Origin of the sequence: Mycoplasmopsis bovirhinis (assembly GCF_900660515.1) — a bacterium.
GTDB lineage: Bacteria > Bacillota_I > Bacilli_A > Mycoplasmatales > Metamycoplasmataceae > Mycoplasmopsis > Mycoplasmopsis bovirhinis.
On record NZ_LR214973.1, the window covers coordinates 1 to 20,071 of the forward strand.

The 20,071-nt window shown below is 27.9% G+C and carries 22 protein-coding genes and 1 pseudogene; 14 read left to right on the forward strand and 9 right to left on the reverse strand.

Annotation, left to right across the window (positions count from 1 at the left end):
• From fusA to EXC44_RS03805, 8 genes and pseudogenes are all read left to right on the forward strand, one after another.
• A pseudogene (gene fusA, locus EXC44_RS03775) lies at nt 1-851 on the forward strand (elongation factor G); the annotation flags it as partial.
• Nucleotides 852-1,004: 153 nt separating this feature from the next.
• Nucleotides 1,005-1,163, forward strand: a complete 159-nt coding sequence (locus EXC44_RS03940; protein WP_165001853.1) for a hypothetical protein — start codon at nt 1,005-1,007, stop codon at nt 1,161-1,163.
• Between the two features lie 53 nt (nt 1,164-1,216).
• The gene (locus EXC44_RS03780; RefSeq protein ID WP_129621904.1) at nt 1,217-1,477 is read left to right on the forward strand and encodes a hypothetical protein; all 261 of its coding nucleotides are present in this window, start codon (nt 1,217-1,219) and stop codon (nt 1,475-1,477) included.
• A 29-nt stretch (nt 1,478-1,506) separates the two neighbouring features.
• Nucleotides 1,507-1,710 carry a hypothetical protein gene (locus EXC44_RS03785; RefSeq protein WP_129621905.1) on the forward strand — a complete coding sequence of 68 codons (204 nt, stop codon included), beginning with the start codon at nt 1,507-1,509 and terminating at the stop codon, nt 1,708-1,710.
• A gap of 333 nt (nt 1,711-2,043) precedes the next feature.
• On the forward strand, nt 2,044-2,685 hold the full coding sequence (locus EXC44_RS03790) for a hypothetical protein (RefSeq protein ID WP_129621906.1): 642 nt from the start codon (nt 2,044-2,046) through the stop codon (nt 2,683-2,685).
• Nucleotides 2,628-3,488, forward strand: a complete 861-nt coding sequence (locus EXC44_RS03795) for a hypothetical protein (RefSeq protein WP_129621907.1) — start codon at nt 2,628-2,630, stop codon at nt 3,486-3,488. Before EXC44_RS03790 ends, EXC44_RS03795 begins: the two co-directional genes overlap by 58 nt.
• 110 nt (nt 3,489-3,598) lie before the next feature.
• Entirely contained in the window at nt 3,599-4,210 is a 612-nt protein-coding gene (locus tag EXC44_RS03800; protein WP_129621448.1) for a hypothetical protein, read from the forward strand.
• On the forward strand, nt 4,210-4,785 hold the full coding sequence (locus EXC44_RS03805) for an IS30 family transposase (RefSeq protein WP_235666100.1): 576 nt from the start codon (nt 4,210-4,212) through the stop codon (nt 4,783-4,785). Before EXC44_RS03800 ends, EXC44_RS03805 begins: the two co-directional genes overlap by 1 nt.
• A gap of 713 nt (nt 4,786-5,498) precedes the next feature.
• On the opposite strand, the gene EXC44_RS03810 is transcribed toward EXC44_RS03805, so the two are convergent.
• Nucleotides 5,499-8,609 carry a type I restriction endonuclease subunit R gene (locus tag EXC44_RS03810; RefSeq protein ID WP_129621444.1) on the reverse strand — a complete coding sequence of 1,037 codons (3,111 nt, stop codon included), beginning with the start codon at nt 8,607-8,609 and terminating at the stop codon, nt 5,499-5,501.
• Between the two features lie 168 nt (nt 8,610-8,777).
• Here EXC44_RS03810 and EXC44_RS03815 point away from each other — a divergent pair, with 168 nt between their 5' ends.
• A complete protein-coding gene (locus EXC44_RS03815) occupies nt 8,778-9,419 on the forward strand; it encodes a restriction endonuclease subunit S (RefSeq protein ID WP_165001854.1) in 642 nt (213 codons plus the stop codon).
• A gap of 31 nt (nt 9,420-9,450) precedes the next feature.
• Nucleotides 9,451-10,251 (forward strand): tyrosine-type recombinase/integrase, encoded by an 801-nt coding sequence (locus EXC44_RS03820; protein WP_129621434.1) that lies wholly within the window; start codon nt 9,451-9,453, stop codon nt 10,249-10,251.
• 91 nt (nt 10,252-10,342) lie between these two features.
• Here the strand turns inward: EXC44_RS03820 and EXC44_RS03825 are convergent, their stop codons facing one another.
• From EXC44_RS03825 to EXC44_RS03840, 4 genes are read right to left on the reverse strand one after another with little or no spacing between them, the layout of a single operon-like run.
• Nucleotides 10,343-10,783, reverse strand: a complete 441-nt coding sequence (locus tag EXC44_RS03825; RefSeq protein ID WP_129621436.1) for a restriction endonuclease subunit S domain-containing protein — start codon at nt 10,781-10,783, stop codon at nt 10,343-10,345.
• 30 nt (nt 10,784-10,813) lie between these two features.
• A complete protein-coding gene (locus EXC44_RS03830) occupies nt 10,814-11,383 on the reverse strand; it encodes a restriction endonuclease subunit S (RefSeq protein ID WP_165001841.1) in 570 nt (189 codons plus the stop codon).
• A 30-nt stretch (nt 11,384-11,413) separates the two neighbouring features.
• Complete coding sequence (locus EXC44_RS03835; RefSeq protein WP_129621440.1) at nt 11,414-12,043, reverse strand: restriction endonuclease subunit S domain-containing protein; 630 nt, start codon at nt 12,041-12,043, stop codon at nt 11,414-11,416.
• Between the two features lie 21 nt (nt 12,044-12,064).
• Complete coding sequence (locus tag EXC44_RS03840) at nt 12,065-13,096, reverse strand: restriction endonuclease subunit S (protein WP_129621909.1); 1,032 nt, start codon at nt 13,094-13,096, stop codon at nt 12,065-12,067.
• A 3-nt stretch (nt 13,097-13,099) separates the two neighbouring features.
• On the opposite strand from EXC44_RS03840, the gene EXC44_RS03845 reads away from it, so the two are divergent.
• Nucleotides 13,100-13,582: a restriction endonuclease subunit S gene (locus tag EXC44_RS03845; protein WP_129621430.1), complete on the forward strand. Its 483-nt coding sequence runs from the start codon at nt 13,100-13,102 to the stop codon at nt 13,580-13,582.
• Nucleotides 13,582-14,064: a restriction endonuclease subunit S gene (locus tag EXC44_RS03850; RefSeq protein WP_129621428.1), complete on the forward strand. Its 483-nt coding sequence runs from the start codon at nt 13,582-13,584 to the stop codon at nt 14,062-14,064. Before EXC44_RS03845 ends, EXC44_RS03850 begins: the two co-directional genes overlap by 1 nt.
• Here the strand turns inward: EXC44_RS03850 and EXC44_RS03855 are convergent.
• The 4 genes from EXC44_RS03855 to EXC44_RS03865 all read right to left on the reverse strand — a co-directional run bounded on the left by EXC44_RS03855 (nt 14,044) and on the right by EXC44_RS03865 (nt 17,319).
• Nucleotides 14,044-15,522 carry a type I restriction-modification system subunit M gene (locus EXC44_RS03855; RefSeq protein ID WP_129621426.1) on the reverse strand — a complete coding sequence of 493 codons (1,479 nt, stop codon included), beginning with the start codon at nt 15,520-15,522 and terminating at the stop codon, nt 14,044-14,046. The two genes, EXC44_RS03850 and EXC44_RS03855, sit on opposite strands and share 21 nt — an antisense overlap.
• 532 nt (nt 15,523-16,054) lie before the next feature.
• Nucleotides 16,055-16,186 (reverse strand): hypothetical protein, encoded by a 132-nt coding sequence (locus EXC44_RS04055; protein WP_268811780.1) that lies wholly within the window; start codon nt 16,184-16,186, stop codon nt 16,055-16,057.
• 144 nt (nt 16,187-16,330) lie between these two features.
• Nucleotides 16,331-16,903 carry a hypothetical protein gene (locus EXC44_RS03860; RefSeq protein WP_129621425.1) on the reverse strand — a complete coding sequence of 191 codons (573 nt, stop codon included), beginning with the start codon at nt 16,901-16,903 and terminating at the stop codon, nt 16,331-16,333.
• A gap of 89 nt (nt 16,904-16,992) precedes the next feature.
• Nucleotides 16,993-17,319 carry a hypothetical protein gene (locus EXC44_RS03865; RefSeq protein WP_129621423.1) on the reverse strand — a complete coding sequence of 109 codons (327 nt, stop codon included), beginning with the start codon at nt 17,317-17,319 and terminating at the stop codon, nt 16,993-16,995.
• A 176-nt stretch (nt 17,320-17,495) separates the two neighbouring features.
• On the opposite strand from EXC44_RS03865, the gene EXC44_RS03870 reads away from it, so the two are divergent.
• A complete protein-coding gene (locus tag EXC44_RS03870; protein WP_129621421.1) occupies nt 17,496-18,959 on the forward strand; it encodes a S8 family serine peptidase in 1,464 nt (487 codons plus the stop codon).
• A gap of 252 nt (nt 18,960-19,211) precedes the next feature.
• On the forward strand, nt 19,212-19,481 hold the full coding sequence (locus tag EXC44_RS03875; protein WP_129621910.1) for a hypothetical protein: 270 nt from the start codon (nt 19,212-19,214) through the stop codon (nt 19,479-19,481).
• Nucleotides 19,482-20,071 lie beyond the last annotated feature (590 nt).

Here is a 20,071-nt window from a genome sequence, read left to right on the forward strand (position 1 = left end):
ATCAAAAGCTGCTACTGAAAAACTTTCATTAGGATTACAAAAACTGGCAGCTGAAGATCCAACTTTTAGAACTATACAGATGAAGAACAGGTCAAACAATTATTGCTGGTATGGGTGAATTACACCTTGATATTATTGTAGACCGTCTAAAACGTGAATTTGGTGTTCAAGCTAAAGTTGGAGCTCCTCAAGTTTCATACCGTGAAACAATTACTAAAACAGCTGATGTCGAAGGAAAACACATTAAACAATCTGGTGGTAAAGGACAATACGGGCACGTATGACTTAAATTTGAACCTAACCCAGATGGTGGTTTTGAATTTGTGGATAAAATTGTTGGTGGTAAAATCCCTAAAGAATACATTAAATCATCCAAAAAGGTCTTGAAGAAAAAATGGCAGCTGGTATTTTAGCTGGATATCAAATGATTGATATTAAAGCTACCTTATTTGATGGTTCATACCACGACGTCGACTCTTCGGAAATGGCTTACAAAATAGCTGCTTCTAAAGCTTTAACTAAAGCTAAAGATCAAATTGGAACAGTATTACTTGAACCAATTATGGATGTTTCAGTTGTTGTTCCTTCAGATCACATGGGAGATGTAATTGGTGATTTATCACGTCGTAGAGGGATTGTTAATGACCAAGAACAAAGAAATGATGGAGCCGTTGTTGTTAGAGCACAGGTTCCGCTTTCTGAAATGTTTGGCTATTCAACAGAACTTAGATCTATGACTTCAGGTCGTGGAACTTACCAAATGCCAATTTGATCATTACGAAAAAACACCTAAAAACATTTCTGATGAAATTATTAAAAGAAGAAACTTACAATCTAAAGACGAGGATTAATTCTTCGAATCAAAAATATCTTGCTTTGCAAGATATTTTTTATTAATTAGTTAGACAACATAAAGTTTTCTTAGAAAAATATTTTAAATTGCTTTATTAATATCTATTTAATCTATATAATTAATATATAAAATTTAATAAAGGAATAATGAAATGAAACGAAGTAAATTCTTACTTATATCTACAAATTTAGTAGCAATTTCATCATTTGCAATGATATCATGTGCTAGTGTTGAAAAACCGCAAAAACCAGATCAACCATCTCCACAGCCACAGCCTGATCCATCCGAAATTGCTGTAAATAATTTTTAAAACCGCTTATGCAGGAATTTTAAGCAAAAATAAAGATAATATTACCCTAGAAGATGAAAATAGTGGTGAATGTTGCTTTAAATGCTTTTTCATTATTAGAGGACAATGTTAAACAATTACTTACTGCAGAAAAAAGTTTATTAGATGATTTGCTTGCTAAAATAGCAGAAATTAAGCAATCTCAAACTAATGAAACTAATTTACCAGGTGAAAATCTTGGAAGCCAAAAGCAGCCAAGCAACAATGATTCAGAGATAAATGATCCAGACACGGACAATGATAAAAATAATCAAAATAATAGTGGCCAAACATAGCAGCAAAGAACAAGAAAAAACACCGGTTGATGATCCAGGAACAACCCAACCAAAAATCACTTGAACAAGAAAAAGTAGTAATAAATAAATTTCTTCCAATAAGTGAAGGGGAAAGATATTTTTCTTCTTTAAACTCGCAAGAAAAGCAAAAAGAGTTAAATGAATTAAACTATATCTTATATGAAGATCTAAATAAAGTTGAACAAAAATCCTATAATGGTTTATCTTATTAGAATATAAAGATAAAATAACTGGAATTATCTTTAAAGAATATAGTTATGGATATAACCAAAGTGGTCCTCTATACTTACTTAATAAAGAAGGTCTTTTACTTATAGCCCATGAATTTAAGCATAAAATACCATATGGGCAGAAGTAAAGGATCTGGACTCTATTACTATTAATAACGTAGCAGAAATAACAAGTCATCTCTTGGTCTATATCGTCCACTTGAAAAAAGGATTTATGTTAACGGAACAAACTTAAATAATAAAGGTTTTTCGTTATATGAAATAGTTGGTAGCTTAATGCAAACAATCTTCCACGAATATATGCACCATTGATCCATGACCTATGCTGAAACATGATTAATTGAAGGCAATAAATTAAATGTTACAGACCAAGAAGCAAAAGGTATTAACCAAATGAAAACTACTGAACTTTATTATAATCCTGCAGCTAATTTTGGTCATCAAGGACATTCACATGGCCAAAGGCAATTTTGAAATTCTTATTTTGTAAGTAATTTTTACAATTTATTAAGTTATGATGTACCGCAAAAGGGTTATCTAAGTGATGAAGTTTTAGATAAATTAAATATTAAAAACAAAGAGAATTTATTGTACAACAACTTATCAATCAATGATATGTGACGTTTAGCCAATGAATTAAATACACCAGAACATTTAAAAAATAAATCTCAAAGTCAAACTTTAAGTGTGTCACCTAGTGGGGTGTATACTACAAGTATTAACAGGTTAAAATATACTTTTAGCATGACTGAATTAGTTCCTAGAGAATATACTAAGTATGCTTACGAATCATACTTTTCAATTAATGATCTTAATAAATCAGAACAAAGGCATGATGCAAGGCAAAGTACGGTTAATTGATTTGGACTTAGATACTATACTCAAAATCAAAATAATCAATGAATGGTGTTTTTTTATCCAGTCATAATACCGAAGATTGATCACATACATATTTAAATAATTTTGATTCTTTAACTGCGAGATATTGGTTTGATAAATTGGGTAATGGCTTAGATAATCCAACTAAACATAATGTTGCAATTATGCCTAATTCAGTATTTGAAATAAATGAATTTAGATTTAAAAATGAAGGATCTGAAAGCGAAATAGGTGAATTAGCGCCAGAAAAAACTAGATCTCGATCAAAAGAATTTTATAAATTATTTTTAGATACCATGGGATATGGCAAAACTATTAGCCAAGTATTTTATCGCTCAGATGTAACAGATGGTCAACCAGGATATGGTGCAGGTGTAGTAGGTTGACCAGATAGGCTTAAATTCTCTGCCTTTATTGATGCAAATCATAAAGTTGATGGTTTAGTTATAAAGGATGCTAATGGTGAATATAAACATAGTTTATTGGAATATTCTAATAGTTTTAACTTCTTTGGTCTTCAAAACTTTGATCAAGGCGCTAATTTATATTCTGAAGATGATAAGGGAGAAAAAATAGTTACTGAGGACCGCCAAAAACAAATTAGCAATAGATTATACCCAAATAATATCGGATATAATAATTATTTAAGTTATATTACTAAGGATTTTTTAGAAGTGAAAGAAAACTCAGAAGTATACCTTTGAACAGATCTAAATAAAGATGGCAAGGTTACAGAAAATGAGTTAAATTCATCACAAATAACCTTGCCAACTCAACGGCCTGTAACAAACCAAAGAAACACAAATCATAATGTTTCTAACTTTGATAAATTTATAATAAAAAATATTGATGGTAAAACAATTGTTAAAAAACTATATTAATTAGAAATGTCACATGCAAAAAACTTGCATGTGACATTGTTTTTGTCTGCCTTGTAATAAAATAGTTGTATTAATAAATTTTAAAAAATGAAAGGAAACTTTAAAATTATATGAAAAATTTAGAAAAATATATTTGTGTTTTTGACAAATATCGAAAAGAAAATAAATATCAACATTTTAAAATTGAAGAGGATCACAACACTATTTTGAAAATGCAAGGAGCACTTGAGACGCAACGAAAATTACGAACAAGCCAAATCGATCTAGAACAACTTTATAATATTTTACAAGAACTTTCTGAAGGCTTCTCAATCCAAGAAGTAGCTAAGATTTTTGATAGAGACATTCGAAGCATAAAAAGTAAAATCGAAATTATTACAAATCGCAGACCATTGAGTTTAGATAAACACAATCGCTATGTTTGTCCTAAGTGCTTAAAAAGAGTAATGAGTGTTAAAACTCTTAATTTTGCGAAGCTATACGAACATTTATTAGGCTATTCATTTTCGCGACTCTTTTTTTTAAGTGATGCAATTAAAGAGAAATGAAAGGCCTACAGAAAGTATTGGTATAGTGAACTTAATACATACAATAAAAATAGAAATAAAAAGAATTTAGTTCAAAAAGAAGTTAAGAAATCAGTTACATACCTTGTCAATTCTTTTAAAAAAAAATATCACCTGATGAATTTGCTCCCTCACCTAGTACAATTTATAAAATAATTAAAAAATACCCTTATTTCCTTGAATTTGACCACATTGTCAAAAAATCTGAAGGAAAATATGGAACACGGAAGCAAAAACAAACCAAACCTAAAACATTAAAATATGCAACAGAAATTTCAAAACGTCCAGATTATATTAATGATCGCTTAGAACATGGTCATTTTGAATTAGACACAGTTATTGGAAAAATCAATGATACATATTGTATTGTAACCATAATTGAACGGCAAACCAGAATGTCTTATGCTATGCTCTCAAAACGTAACTCCAAAGCTATAAAACAAACTCTTCTCAAACTAATCAAGAAACATAGCTTAGACATTAAAACTTTAACAGTTGATAATGGTAGTGAAAATGTCTTATTACACCATGTCATTCCAACTGAAAGATTATTTAAATGCCAACCATATAGTTCATGACAAAAAGGTTCAATAGAAAATATGCACCGCTTAATTAGGTATTACATTCCCAAAGGAAAAAGCTTTGATAAATACTCTCAGCATGGAATTGATTATATGATGGATAAAATAAATAACTACCGACAAGTTGTACGGCAATATAAGATAACCTAAAAATTTTTTAAATCCCCCGCCCTTGATTGCAATCAAGGGGGCCTTACTTTTGAAAAAGTAAGCAAAACCGACGAGAAAACACTAGTGTGTTTTCTGTTTTAGCATACATTTTTTATGTAAAATTTATGTTAAAATTAAAAGACAATTATTTTGTTAATATCTCGCATGTGACTTTTCCAAAAAACAGTTGATAAAAATGAGTTTTTTATATTGACTCTTTCTATCTTTTGTGTTATAATATCATTTACAGCACTTATTGGCCTAAGTGCTCCAAACCCTAGTAAGCCTATAGCAGGGCTGCTAACTAAGGATAAGAATATTAGTTTTTTTAATGTTTTTTTTCATATTAAATTAAATTTTCCTCGCTTCATTTTTCACTATTTAACAATTAAAATTGTTTTAATTTTTTTGTGCTTGTAAATTTAAATATACATAGCACCTTTTTATTATAACATAATTATATACAGGAAAATAACAAAATTATTTTTAGTTTGCAATGTACTATTTCACTGGTTTAAAGCCATACAGAAAGCTAACATGAAAATGTTAGCTTTCTGTATGGCTTTACTTTTTTTAACTATTTCTTCTTTTGATTCTAAAAACTTTTTTTAAGCTAAATTTTCATAAATTTCTATGTAGTCCATCTTTGTTCATTTAGTATCATTTTCTATAATTTAATTATTAAAACGTTTTACGATAATATATTTTAACTTTTAATCTTCAAGCATTATATATTCTGCTTGCTTAATTACATCTTTAATTGCCAATATTTGATATTGGGGAGGATAATTATATTTCTTTAAGCATTCTTTAATTTTAATCCTCATTTGTGAGCGTGTAGATTCTTTTGCTGCTCAGTCGGTTAGTGCATATTCTTCGACAACCTCTTTGAGTTCTCTAGCAATAAGGATTAATGTATCATCACCAAGTAATTCTTGAGCATTTTTATCCCGTGCTAGTGCATCATAAAAAGCTCTTTCACGTCCAAATACCCCTAGTTTTTGTGCCTCATATTCATCAGCAACCATTTCACTAGCAAAATCGGTCAGTTGCAAAATTGTTAAAGCGGGTGTAAAACTTGCACCACGGCCATGGTATTCTTCAAGAATCCTTCTAAGCCTTTTTGAATATTCTTGCGATTTAAAATAATTGTGTTTACGAGATTCAGCAATTGCTCTTTCTAGTAATTTTTTCACTATTTCGACAAAGATGTGGGGAGGATTACTTTTGCGAAGTTGATCAATTTTCTCTTTTGACAATAATTCAATTGCATTAAAATCCGATTTTTGTTCTGCTGTTAATGATCTTACTTCATCACCTTTAATAGCTTCCGCGAGTAACTGTGATACATGTTCATTCATCTCTTTGGTAGATACAATACCTGGTTTGTTACGAAGTTTTAAAATATAACTTCGTATAGCTAGATAATAAAGAATCTCTTTTCTTTCTTGTTTAGTAACAATTCCGGCACAAACCACAAACGCTTGTTTTAAAGAAAATGATAAATCAAACATAAAGGGATCTTCACGTCTTGTTTTATCTTCTAGGATAAATTGTGCACCTTCTTGAATTGCACGAAATCTAGTTAAAGAATCATTAGCTCAAAATTTATCTTTTGGTATTTTATAAAACCATTCATTAAGGATGCTTAATTTTTCTTTGATTACGTTATAAATTTCATTCTTAATATCTTGTATGTTATTTTCTTTATCACGAATAGTATATTGATCTAAGGCTTCTTCTAATGCACTATTTAAGCCAATATAATCAACAATTAAACCAGAGGATTTTCCAGGATAAACTCTGTTTACCCTGGCAATTGCTTGCATTAGGTTGTATGATTTTAAACGTTTAATAAAATACATAACTTCTAAGTCTGGTACATCAAAACCAGTTAATCACATATCACAAACAATTGCAATTTTGTATCTAGAAGTATCTTTTTTAAATTCATCACCCAATTCTTTACGTAATGCATTATTACCAAATAATTTACGTAGCTCTTCTGGGTCTTTGTTTGATTCAGTAACAACTAAGATAGCGCTATCTTTGTATGCTGGATATTCAGAGATTATTTCTTTATATAGTTTAGATGCAGCAATTCTAGTTTGACAAATAATCATTGCTTTGCCGTTAATAATTCCCTTACGGTTTTCATAATGTTCGATAATATCACTTGCAAAAACTTTAATCATGTCATGGTCTTCCAGTATTTGTTTGATCTTAGACATTTCATTTTTTGAACGTTCGATGGATTTTGTATCTGCTTGTTGTGTATTTTCTAAATCTTTGTAATATTGATCTATTTCTTTGAGTACTTCATCATTAGTTCAAACTTTAGCTAAACGTGATTCATAATACAATTTAACTGTTGAACCATCAATTATTGATTGAGTCATATCATACGCATCAATTATTTCGCCAAAAATATCTGTTGTTTGTTTTGTTTTAGTTGATACAGGAGTTCCTGTAAAACCAATAAACGTTGCATTAGGTAGAGCATCTCTAATATATTTCTCTACACCATATTTAAAAATGGCTTCCATTTCTTCTGTTTCAGCATTTTTTTCATATGAAACAGTTTCATAAATTCCGTAGTGGCCACGGTGAGCTTCATCAGCCATAACAATAATATTATTGCGCTCATTTTTTGGTAAGTGTTCTTTATCAAATTTAGCAATGGTACTTAAAATGATCCCGCCCTGTTTAATATTTGAGAGTTTTTTAACTAGATCTTCGCGTGAACTAGCTATTACTGGCTCACATTTTAAATAATCTTTAGCACTAAAAAATGTTTTATATAATTGAATATCTAAATCAATTCGATCTGTTAATAAAACAATTGTAGGAACATTAAGTTCTTTTTCAATTAGTAATTTATGTGCAAGCATCACCATTGAAAAAGATTTTCCACTGCCTTGTGTATGTCAGATAATACCAGCTTTACCATTTCCGTTTGGTTTAACTGTTTTTATAATTGAATTGAGTGCTTTATTAACACCAAAATATTGGTGGTATTGGGCCATAATTTTAATTGGCTTATCATTTTTATCAATTATGTAAAAAATGTTATTTTTGATAATGTCGATAAGCCTGTTTTTATCAAATAAACCATTGATAAAAACATCGATTTTATTAATATAATCATCATTATAACCTTTTTCACCCGAGACACTCTTTCATTCATTGTAGCGATCTATTTTTGATGTTAAAGTCCCAACTTTTGTATCAATACCGTCTGAAATAACTAAAAAAGAATTGTAATTAAATAAAGTTGGAATATCATACCTATAACCATCATGTTCTGAATTAGAACCAAGCTGAGCATAAGCATGTTCTAAAGTTGCTTCTTGAGCATCTTCATTAAATGATTTTAATTCCATAACAATTAAAGGTATTCCATTAATATAAATGATAACATCAGGAATCCTCATTTTCTGTCCCTCTTGGAATTTAACTTGGTTTGCAACTTGAAAAGTATTATTCTCAGGGTTAGTAAAGTCGACAAATCTAATCAAAGGATTTACTAAAAAATCCTTTGATTCAATTGTAATACCATCAACCAATATTTTATGAAAAGCATAGTTCCTTTCAAATAATGAAGGATTATCAAGGTTTTTAATAGAATTTATAGCTTCCTGAATGACATTATGATCATTAATTTTATTAATCTTTATTAATGAATCTCTTAATAAAGATTCATTAATAAAATCATCCAAATTGCGAGTTTGGATTCAATGATCATTATCAATAGTTATCCATTGATAACCTTTTTGTTCAAGTAAAGATATAATGCTTATTTCAATGTCTTTTTCTTTTAGCATAAATGTAACTTTCTATATTATTTAGTGTAAGTAAAATTATATTTTTTAATGTTATAGGATTAGGTTATTTTTGTATTAAATAGTTCTTATCTATTATATCAAAAAGAAGAGTAATTTTATGCATTGGGAAGTGTATATAATATCTTAATAGTTAACACTATCGGTAGTGTGGATGATTTGATTGAGAATTATCAAGGAAGAATTAAGATAATATGTAAGATCTTATCAGCATCATTAAAGCAATTTAGAGAAAAAACCTTTATCAAATACTATGATCCACAAATAATAAAATCTGGCATTGATAAATTTGATAATACAAAAATTTATATTGATACTTCGAAAGTGGATGGTATAAATACTATATCAGGTGGTGATTTAATTACATATGAAAATAAACCATCAAGAGCAAATATGAAACCTATCAAAAATAGTGTTTGGTTTGCCAAAATGAAAGATTCAAGTAAAAAAATAATTGTAACAAGTTATGATTTAGATCTTGTTAAAAATACAATTTTTTCAACTGGTTTTTTAGGTATTAGTGAATCTACTAAATTACCAATTTCACTATTATCAGCAATAATTATTTCAGACGATTTTAATACTCAAAGAGATTTAAATTCAGTAGGGACAACTATGGCTGGAATTAATAACGAAACATTCCTAAAAATACTGGTACCAAAATTATATGAAAATCAGATTGAAGAATATGATAAAAAATATAAATCATTTATTTATGAACTATCTTTACTAAGACAAAAAATAAATAAACTCAAACAAATAAAACAACAATTATTAAATAAATATTTTTAAAATTTGGTACCTTCAATAGTGGAGGTACCAAATGAAAGATTTTAAAACGTTTTTACTTCATCAAAATTTATCAAAAAATACAATTGATTCATATCAATTTTCTTTAGATTTGTACTTCAAATATTTTGATGAAATTACTAAACAAAACCTATTAGCTTTTAAAGCTCTTTTAGTTGATAACTATAAAGGAAAAACAGTAAATTTAAGAATTCAAGGTATTAACAAATACCTTGAATATATTAACAAAGAAAAACTAAAACTAAAATTTATTAAATTGCAACAAACAAGTTATCTTGAGAATGTCATTAGTGATGCAGATTATGAATTCTTAAAAAACAAATTACTTAAAGATCAAAATTATGAATGATATTTTATTGTAAGATTTTTAGGAGCAACAGGAGCTAGGGTTTCAGAACTTATCCAATTTAAATATGAACATTTAAAACGAGGTTATATAGATTTATATACTAAATCAGGTAAAATAAGGAGAATTTTTATACCTAAGAAATTACGCATAAAAGCCATTGAGTATTATGATTCAGTTGATAGGGATACTGGTTATTTGTTTCTTAATAAAACAAAGAAACAAATAACCACCAGAGGTCTATCACATCAATTAAAGGTTTTAGCTAAAAAATACAAAATGAATTTAAATGTTGTTTATCCGCATTCATTTCGCCATAGATTTGCAAAAAACTTTTTAGAAAAAAGAAAAGATATATCCTTGCTTGCAGATCTCATGGGACATGAATCAATAGAAACAACAAGGATATATCTGAGAAAAACCAGTGAAGAACAACAAGCTATTGTTGATAAAATTGTTGACTGGTAAATTTAAAAGTATTTATTTAGAAGATTAGCTTTTATTTGTTTTAAAATGTTAATCTTCTTTTTATTTTGAATTATTTGCTTGAAATATGAGTTTAATATTTGTTTTCTTTATGGTCTACATTAGCATAAACTAAGAAATTTATTGATTTTGAAGCATGCTTTATTGTTGTTCCATATGTATGAATATCAATTATTTGTTTATTAATTTTGCTATTTATTTCAAAAAAGACTAGGCCTTTATCTTCATTAAGACAAATAAGTTTATCTATACCAGAAGAATATGCTCCAACTAGATCTATATTATTTCTCCCTGGTGCTCCATCAAAAGTTACAAGTATATCTTCAAAATCTGCATATGTGTAATTATTCAAAGTATCAACAAATGTATTTCCTAAAGATTTTAAATCACCAACTCTAATGTAATTGATTTGTCCAGGGTTTTTAGTTTCACTATATTTAGATGAACCAACCTCAAAACCTTTTTGAAATTGAACTATATTAGTTAGGGGATATAATTTCTTGATTTCATTCAAATTATCAACATTAACAATGCTGTTAATTAACTAGAAGTATTTATTTAATAAATGTTGTTTTATTTTTTGTAATACAATATTCTTTTGTTTATATTTTGATATTAAGTTATAAATTCTAGCGATTCTATCATCAGTTATTATAGAATAATCATTTAATGTAATTGATATTTGTTCGATCATTGATTTAGTAATAAATTTTATGACTGAACCCGATGAATTGATATTTAAGTTATTCGTCTCAAATTCGCACGCTTTTTGGAATAAGTAAAAATATTTTTTAGGTGTTAGCACATAGGTTCTTTGATATGCATTAAATTTTCCGTCATAGTATTTACATGAGATGACACCATTCCCAGATATAATTATTGCTTTACAATTGTACGCATAATCATCAATATATAAACATTCACTACCACAAGTAAAAAATGGGTATTTTCCGTTTTCAACAGCTGAATTAACATTTATCTTTCCTGTTTTTATTTCGGAATAATCACCTAATTTTGCACTAAGATTGTTATGTGCTCTGTTTAAATAATCTTTATAAATTAAGTCACTATAAATGCTTAATTTATCAATAATTCTGTTGTTAAATTCTATCAAATCATCAACACTACCGATAGTGTTAACTAACTAGAAGTACTTATTTAATAAATGTTGTTTTATTTGCTTTAATTTTTCAATCTCGTTTTTAATTTTTAATTCTATATTTAAAATATTTTCCATACTTTCCTGATATTTAAATAATATATCCTTACTTAATAATGGCATTTTTATACCAATAAATGTTTTTTCATTTAAAGATGGTCTAGTTGATGCTTGCGATGATAAATATAACAAGTCTTTTATTTTCTTTTGTGATAGAAAATCTCTAATATATTCTATTTCGTAAAAATTTTTAGGAATAATTTTAAACAAAGCAACATTAAATGCTCCTACAATACCATATCTAATGGCCCCTGCATCTCCATATTTATCCATCATAATATCAGAAATACTGCATAAATGATTTCTTTTTGAGATTGGAATATATGTAAGATGTACATCTGAGCTATAATCTCTGTTCTGGACAAATCTTACATATCCTGGCATAAGTTCATATACATGTTGCTCCTTAGGTGGTTGGGAACCATTTTCTAATTCGATGTGTTCTAAAATATCTTCTTCTAAATTAGATAATGAAGCGTATTTCATGAATTTAATTCTGCGATATTCTTTGATTTTTAATATTATTTCTTGCTTTTTCTCTATCAAATCATCCACACTACCGATAGTGTTAACTAACTAGAAGTACTTATTTAATAAATGTTGTTTTATTTGCTTTAATTTTTCAATCTCGTTTTTAATTTTTAATTCTATATTTAAAATATTTTCCATACTTTCCTGATATTTAAATAATATATCCTTACTTAATAATGGCATTTTTATACCAATAAATGTTTTTTCATTTAAAGATGGTCTAGTTGATGCTTGCGATGATAAATATAACAAGTCTTTTATTTTCTTTTGTGATAGAAAATCTCTAATATATTCTATTTCGTAAAAATTTTTAGGAATAATTTTAAACAAAGCAACATTAAATGCTCCTACAATACCATATCTAATGGCCCCTGCATCTCCATATTTATCCATCATAATATCAGAAATACTGCATAAATGATTTCTTTTTGAGATTGGAATATATGTAAGATGTACATCTGAGCTATAATCTCTGTTCTGGACAAATCTTACATATCCTGGCATAAGTTCATATACATGTTGCTCCTTAGGTGGTTGGGAACCATTTTCTAATTCGATGTGTTCTAAAATATCTTCTTCTAAATTAGATAATGAAGCGTATTTCATGAATTTAATTCTGCGATATTCTTTGATTTTTAATATTATTTCTTGCTTTTTCTCTATCAAATCATCCACACTACCGATAGTGTTAACTATGTGTTGTTGGGTATTGATGGGCGGTAGTACCAATTCCAGTTCATTCAGATTTTTTCTTGTTAATCTAGGAACTGCAGAACCCTCTCTGTGAACATTTAAGTTTTTTGTTAATAATCAATAATATAAATATCTAGGAATAACTTTTGTAACATCTATTTTAGTATAAAATAACGTATTAACAGTTCAAAAAGGTTTATTAATATAAAAAGGTGTTGCAATTGTACCTACTCTTCCAATTAATACTGATTCTTTGTCATATAGATATTTAGAAGAATACCCAATTATTCCTCCAGACCCTAAAATTGGTATTTCACTTGAATCAACTTCAACATTTTTTTGATCTTTTCCATAACAAATTTCTAATATTTCTTTTAGTTTCATATTATGAGAACTTATAAAATTAAAGAGATTGCACAAATTATTAATGGTTCAACTCCATCTACTAAAAATAAAGCATATTGAAATGGTAATATTGTTTGAATAACTCCATCAGATTTATCATCATTTAATGGCAAATATATTTATACATCCAATAAATTAATTACTAAAGAAGGTTATGATAGTTGTTCAACTACACTAGTTCCTAAAGGCACTGTTTTGCTTTCATCAAAAGCATCAATTGGCTATTTAGCTATTGCAGGGGTTGAACTTTGCACAAGCCAAGGATTTAAATCGTTGGTATGTAATCCAGCACTAATCAATAATGAATATATGTATTACTGACTTTCAACGAAAATCAAATTTTTCAATTCAATATCTAGTGGTGCTGTTATGAAGGAATTAACTACAGATATATTAGAAAACATCAACATAGAATTACCAAATTTCAATACCCAACAACACATAGTTAACATTCGAGGTATATAATGATTTATCAATTAAAAGATTTAGCAATAATTAGCAGAGGATCTCAACCATTCCCTGTTAGTAAATATCTTTCTAATACTGGATACCCTTGGTTAAAAATCGCTGACTTTAAACTTGGAGATAGAGTAGTTAATAATACACATGAATTTATAAAACATGAGGGTATTAATAAAACTAAACTTGTCCCTAAGGGTACTTTAGTTGTTTCAAGTTCTGGGACTCTAGGAATACCAATTTTTACTGGATCACAAATGTGTCTATATTCTGGTTTTATATATTTTGAAAAACTTTCAGATAAAATAATGCCCTTATATCTTTTTTATTATTTACTAAAACTAAGGCAAACACTCCAAACAAAAGGGACTGGTGCTGCTATTAAGCACTTGCAAATTAAAACATTTGAAAACTTAAAAATAGACCTACCATCTATTGATAATCAAATTCACATAGTTAACACTATCTTATTTAATCTCTTCTTCTAAAATCTCTTTAACTTTTTCTTCTAGTTCCATGCCCTCCTTCATTAGTTTTAATAATTCAGCAGATGCAACTTTTAGCTGTTCTTTAATCTCTTCTGGAGATAATTTATTTGATTCATCTGCTCCTACATATCGCCCAGGATTTAAACTATAATCCTGGGCAATTATTTCATCCAGTGTTGCTTTCTTACAAAAACCTGGAAGATCTATTAAAGTATTAGACTTAAAGTCTTTATAGGCTTTAAGGATTTTGTTTATATCGTCATCTTCTAATACTCTAATTTTACGAGAAATTAGTTTACCCATTTCATCAGCATTAACAAATAAAATATCTTTATTTGTTTTATCTTTATTTAAGATTCAACATTGCACTGAAATGCTGACATTAGCAAACAATTTATTAGGTAAAGCTAAGATTGCATCAATTTTACCAGATTCAATCATAGCTTTACGAATTTTATAATCATCTTGGGTATTAGACGTTGTTGCTCCATTAGGCATTAAGATTGCTGCTTTTCCTTTTGGAGAGAGCTTTGCATACATTAATGATAATCAAGCATAATTACCGTTTTTTTCAGATGGTTTACCAAAGACTCAACGTGGATCTCCTTGCAGCGAAGGTTTTCAAAACTCTTTTAAGTTGTATGGTGGATTAGCAATAATATAATCTGCTCGTAATGATTTATGTAAATCGTCAGTAAATGTATCACCATTACGCTCACCAAGGTTTCCTTCAAGGCCTCGTATTGCCAAATTCATTTTAGCCATTTTTCAGGTTCCAGGATTAGATTCTTGACCAAAGATTGAAATGTTATCAATCTTACCTTGGTGTTCTTTAACAAACTTAGAACATTGTACAAACATTCCACCTGAGCCACAACAAGGATCGTAAACTCTACCTTTATAAGGTTCTAAAATGTCAACCATTAATTGAACTACTGATTTAGGGGTAAAAAATTCACCACCTTTAGTTGGAATATATTTAGCAAAAGCACCAACATAATATTCATATACTTGCCCAAAAAAGTCACCATCAGCGTCTTCCATATTTAAATTATTAGTAAAAAAATCAACTAATTCACCCAAAGCAGTTTTATCTAAATCGCTTTTTGAATATGTTTTTGGTAATATACCCTTTAATTGATTATTAATTTTCTCAAGTAAGATAAATGCATTATCAATTACTTGACCTAAATTATCTTGTTTGGAATGTGAAGCTACATAGGTTCACAATGATTCTTTAGGAACAATAAAAACGTGTTCAGCTGTATAATAATCTTCATCTTCTTCGCGTCCATCATTATACTTAATTAATTCATTATATTTTGCGGTATATTTATCGCTAACGTATTTTAAAAATACTAGTCCTAAAACAATATTCTTATAATCAGCAGGATCGACTTTATCTCTAAGTTTTTCTGCTGCTTTCCATAAGATATCTTCGTTTATTATTTGTGACATATGAAATTACCTCCTTTTATAATATTTTATATATTATACATTAACAGTTAAGTTATCTAAATATTACATAACTAATTTTTAATATTAAAAAGCAATTTTTTAAAACTCGCAGAGAAGTTAACTAGTAAACATTATCTATTCTGTAGGGCTTTAAATTTATCTTTCAAATTTTTTTATTTCATATACAAGATTAAATTCAATTAAACACAAATATCATAAAAAATGATATAATAAAATTGCCTAATGTATTCGTAAGGCAAATTAGTTAATTTATTGATTATGTAAACAATATTTAAAAAGGAGTATGTTTATGAACATAAAAAAATTTAATAAGAATTTTATTAAATGTTTTTTGGAAAAGTCACATGCGAGATATTAACAAAATAATTGTCTTTTAATTTTAACATAAATTTTACATAAAAAATGTATGCTAAAACAGAAAACACACTAGTGTTTTCTCGTCGGTTTTGCTTACTTTTTCAAAAGTAAGGCCCCCTTGATTGCAATCAAGGGCGGGGGATTTAAAAAATTTTTAGGTTATCTTATATTGCCGTACAACTTGTCGGTAGTTATTTATTTTATCCATCATATAATCAATTCCATGCTGAGAGTATTTATCAAAGCTTTTTCCTTTGGGAATGTAATACCTAATTAAGCGGTGCATATTTTCTATTGAACCTTTTTGTCATGAACTATATGGTTGGCATTTAAATAATCTTTCAGTTGGAATGACATGGTGTAATAAGACATTTTCACTACCATTATCAACTGTTAAAGTTTTAATGTTTAAGTTGTGTTTCTTGATTAGTTAGAGAAGAGTTTGTTTTATAGCTTTGGAGTTACGTTTTGAGAGCATAGCATAAGACATTCTGGTTTGCCGTTCAATTATGGTTACAATACAATATGTATCATTGATTTTTCCAATAACGGTGTCTAATTCAAAATGACCATGTTCTAAGCGATCATTAATATAATCTGGACGTTTTGAAATTTCTGTTGCATATTTTAATGTTTTAGGTTTGGTTTGTTTTTGCTTCCGTGTTCCATATTTTCCTTCAGATTTTTTGACAATGTGGTCAAATTCAAGGAAATAAGGGTATTTTTTAATTATTTTATAAATTGTACTAGGTGAGGCAGCAAATTCATCAGGTGATATTTTTTTAAAAGAATTGACAAGGTATGTAACTGATTTCTTAACTTCTTTTTGAACTAAATTCTTTTTATTTCTATTTTTATTGTATGTATTAAGTTCACTATACCAATACTTTCTGTAGGCCTTTCATTTCTCTTTAATTGCATCACTTACAAAAAAGAGTCGCGAAAATGAATAGCCTAATAAATGTTCGTATAGCTTCGCAAAATTAAGAGTTTTAACGCTCATTACTCTTTTTAAGCACTTAGGACAAACATAGCGATTGTGTTTATCTAAACTCAATGGTCTGCGATTTGTAATAATTTCGATTTTACTTTTTATGCTTCGAATGTCTCTATCAAAATCTTAGCTACTTCTTGGATTGAGAAGCCTTCAGAAAGTTCTTGTAAAATATTATAAAGTTGTTCTAGATCGATTTGGCTTGTTCGTAATTTTCGCTGCGTCTCAAGTGCTCCTTGCATTTTCAAAATAGTATTGTGATTCTCTTCAATTTTAAAATGTTGATATTTATTTTCTTTTCGATATTTGTCAAAAACACAAATATATTTTCTAAATTTTTCATATAATTTTAAAGTTTCCTTTCATTTTTTAAAATTTATTAATACAACTATTTTATTACAAGGCAGACAAAAACAATGTCACATGCAAAAAACTTGCATGTGACATTTCTAATTAATAATTTTTATCAACACAGGGTTCAGATAGTGAACAATTTAATATAAATTTTGGAGTTAATAGACTAGATATTTTTAGTTCAATAACTGATGAAAAAGTAACTTTATTACACGATGAACTTAAAAAAAAGTTTAACTTTGAGTTTATGGTGAAATATGATGAATACACATCAGTTCTATCGATTGCACAACATAAAGAAGTAGACTCAAAGAGTTTATTGACGTTTACTACAGATTTTTTAACTAAAAATAACATTGAATTTAATAAGATTTATGACTTTAATACCAATGTTTACTATGAAGACTTTGTGAAAATTCGAACGTTACAAAATGATAAGTTATCACTTGAAGATTTAAATATTTATGATAGTAGATACTATAATTCAGATTGATCTAGAGAGAATGTTAATGAATATTTATTTGCCTCGGTTGGACTTGACAAAGAAACTAGATCTAGGCATTTTAATAGTTTTATAAACAACAAGTTAAGCGTTGGTGTCCTTGAGCCTGGTGTTGTAGAAAGTCATTTTCCCACTTTTGAGTGAAATCGTAAGTATGGAAATGGGATTTGGTGACGTAATGAATGATTTTTCAATGAAAAACATACTCGACATTCGACACAAGTATCTGAATTAATAGCTGGTAAAAAAGGAATTATGCCTACATTGGGAATTGTTTCTGTTCAAGTTGCTATTAATTGAAATGGCATTTCTGGGGAGATGAATTACCTATTAAGGCACACAAATATTGTTAATAATAGTTGATCATTAGGGTTTATAAAAAAACTTAGAAAAGTGGACCCTCAAATGCTTAAATATAATTGGCTGTCAAAATATTTAGATGATTTAATTTATAATAATAAGGAATTAATAAATATAGTTGCCGCAAGTAACTATTATGATTACGGCCTAAAAACATTATTTAGCAATGGCTTGTCTAGAAATAGCATTATTGTAGGTGCAACTGCTAATGAAAACCTTGAAAAGAAATCTTATTATAGCCAAATTGGTAATGATCTAAATTACGTTTCCGTTGTCACTCCAGGAGGTAACTATTGGTTCTCTGATAGAACTCAGTATTATGATGAGGACGGAAATTTAGTAACTGCTGGTTACAATAATAATGGAACAAGTTTTTCGGCACCCGTTGTAACGGCAATTGCTGGAATGTTAAAACAAAAATACCCTCATAAATTTGATCTTGGATCTGACTCAATCATCTTCAAATCTGCACTAATAACAGGATCAAGAAAACCTGCTGGTGTAAATTCAATTTACACTGCAGAAACAGGATATGAAATACCACAATATAATAAAATTGAAGAAGCAATGCAATCTTTAATTGTCATTAAAAATATTAATAAGAATAATCCGCCCTATCTAAATTCTCGACGTGTGTATTTTAATAAAGGTGATAAGATAAGAGCTTCTCTAGTTTTTTTACATGATAGATTAGGAGATAAAACGGACATAGACTTTAAAATCAAAAGCCAGTCTTGGTATCAATTGGCTATTTCTAATTTTGGTAGTAGAAACGTTGAAGTAATTGAGTTTACTGCTCCATCAGATGGTTATTATACACTGGAAGCATATCCATATAAAATGGAATAAAAAACACAGAAGTTGCAATAACATATGTGAAACAAAACTAAGAAAAAAAGTTTATAAAGTACTCTCTTGTTATTTTTCCCCTAGTTGTTTTACCTGCATCATTACTCGGAGTTTACTTTTATGAAGTTAAAACAATTGAAAAATCTCGTTTAATTTCTGAAAACTCGTATTGAAACTATGATAAAAACGCTTGAACTAAAGAAGGTGTAAGTCCAAGATTATTTGTTATAGATGAAGATAAAATCTTAGATAATGATAAGGAAAGTTATTCTAGATGAAAAGAAAATGTGCAAGAAAATGAATTTAATTATCTTTCTAGTGATATTGCATATAAATATTTTTAATAAAAGTAATTATGATCATTTAAATAAACTAAAGTGACAAACTGATAATTTAAAAGTAACCAGCTACTTAATAAAAAATCAAGATCAATTTATTCATTTATTACAAAAACACAATCCAAAAAAATACCAAAATAAAGAAAAGATAATTAAGGAACATAATGAATTATTAGAAAAGTAAATTTTGATACCCAAGATATTGTAATTTTAAATAATTATTTATATAAAAAAATTTCAGTATCAGATAACAAAGGAAAAGGTTTAAATATCAAAAATTTTTCTTTTGATAAACAAACACACCAACTTAACATTAAATTTAATTTTAATAATAGCTATCGATTTTTCTTATTCCATTCAGATATGAAATTAGGAGGAAATACATCAGTTGGTGCAGGCGATTGGTTTAAAAACTTATTTTTTAATTATTGATAAAAAAAAATATCCAAAATATAGACGATTTAAACATAAATTTCGAATACGAATAGTATATTATAATATTAAAAACAAACGATGGTAGCAAATAGAAAAACAATATTCAGATAATTCTGAATATTGTTTTTCTTTACTTTTTTCAATCATACCATTTGCAAAACAAAAGTAGTGCTTTAGAAAGATTTTGATCTTATTATTTTATAATAATATCAGTTTACAAATTCCTTGATTTTTTGGATAATAAATCTAGACAGAGAATTTACATGAAAATATTAACTTTCTGTCAGACTTTATAACAAATGGCTTTTTAATCCTTAATTTTCAAATTTAAAATTTCTT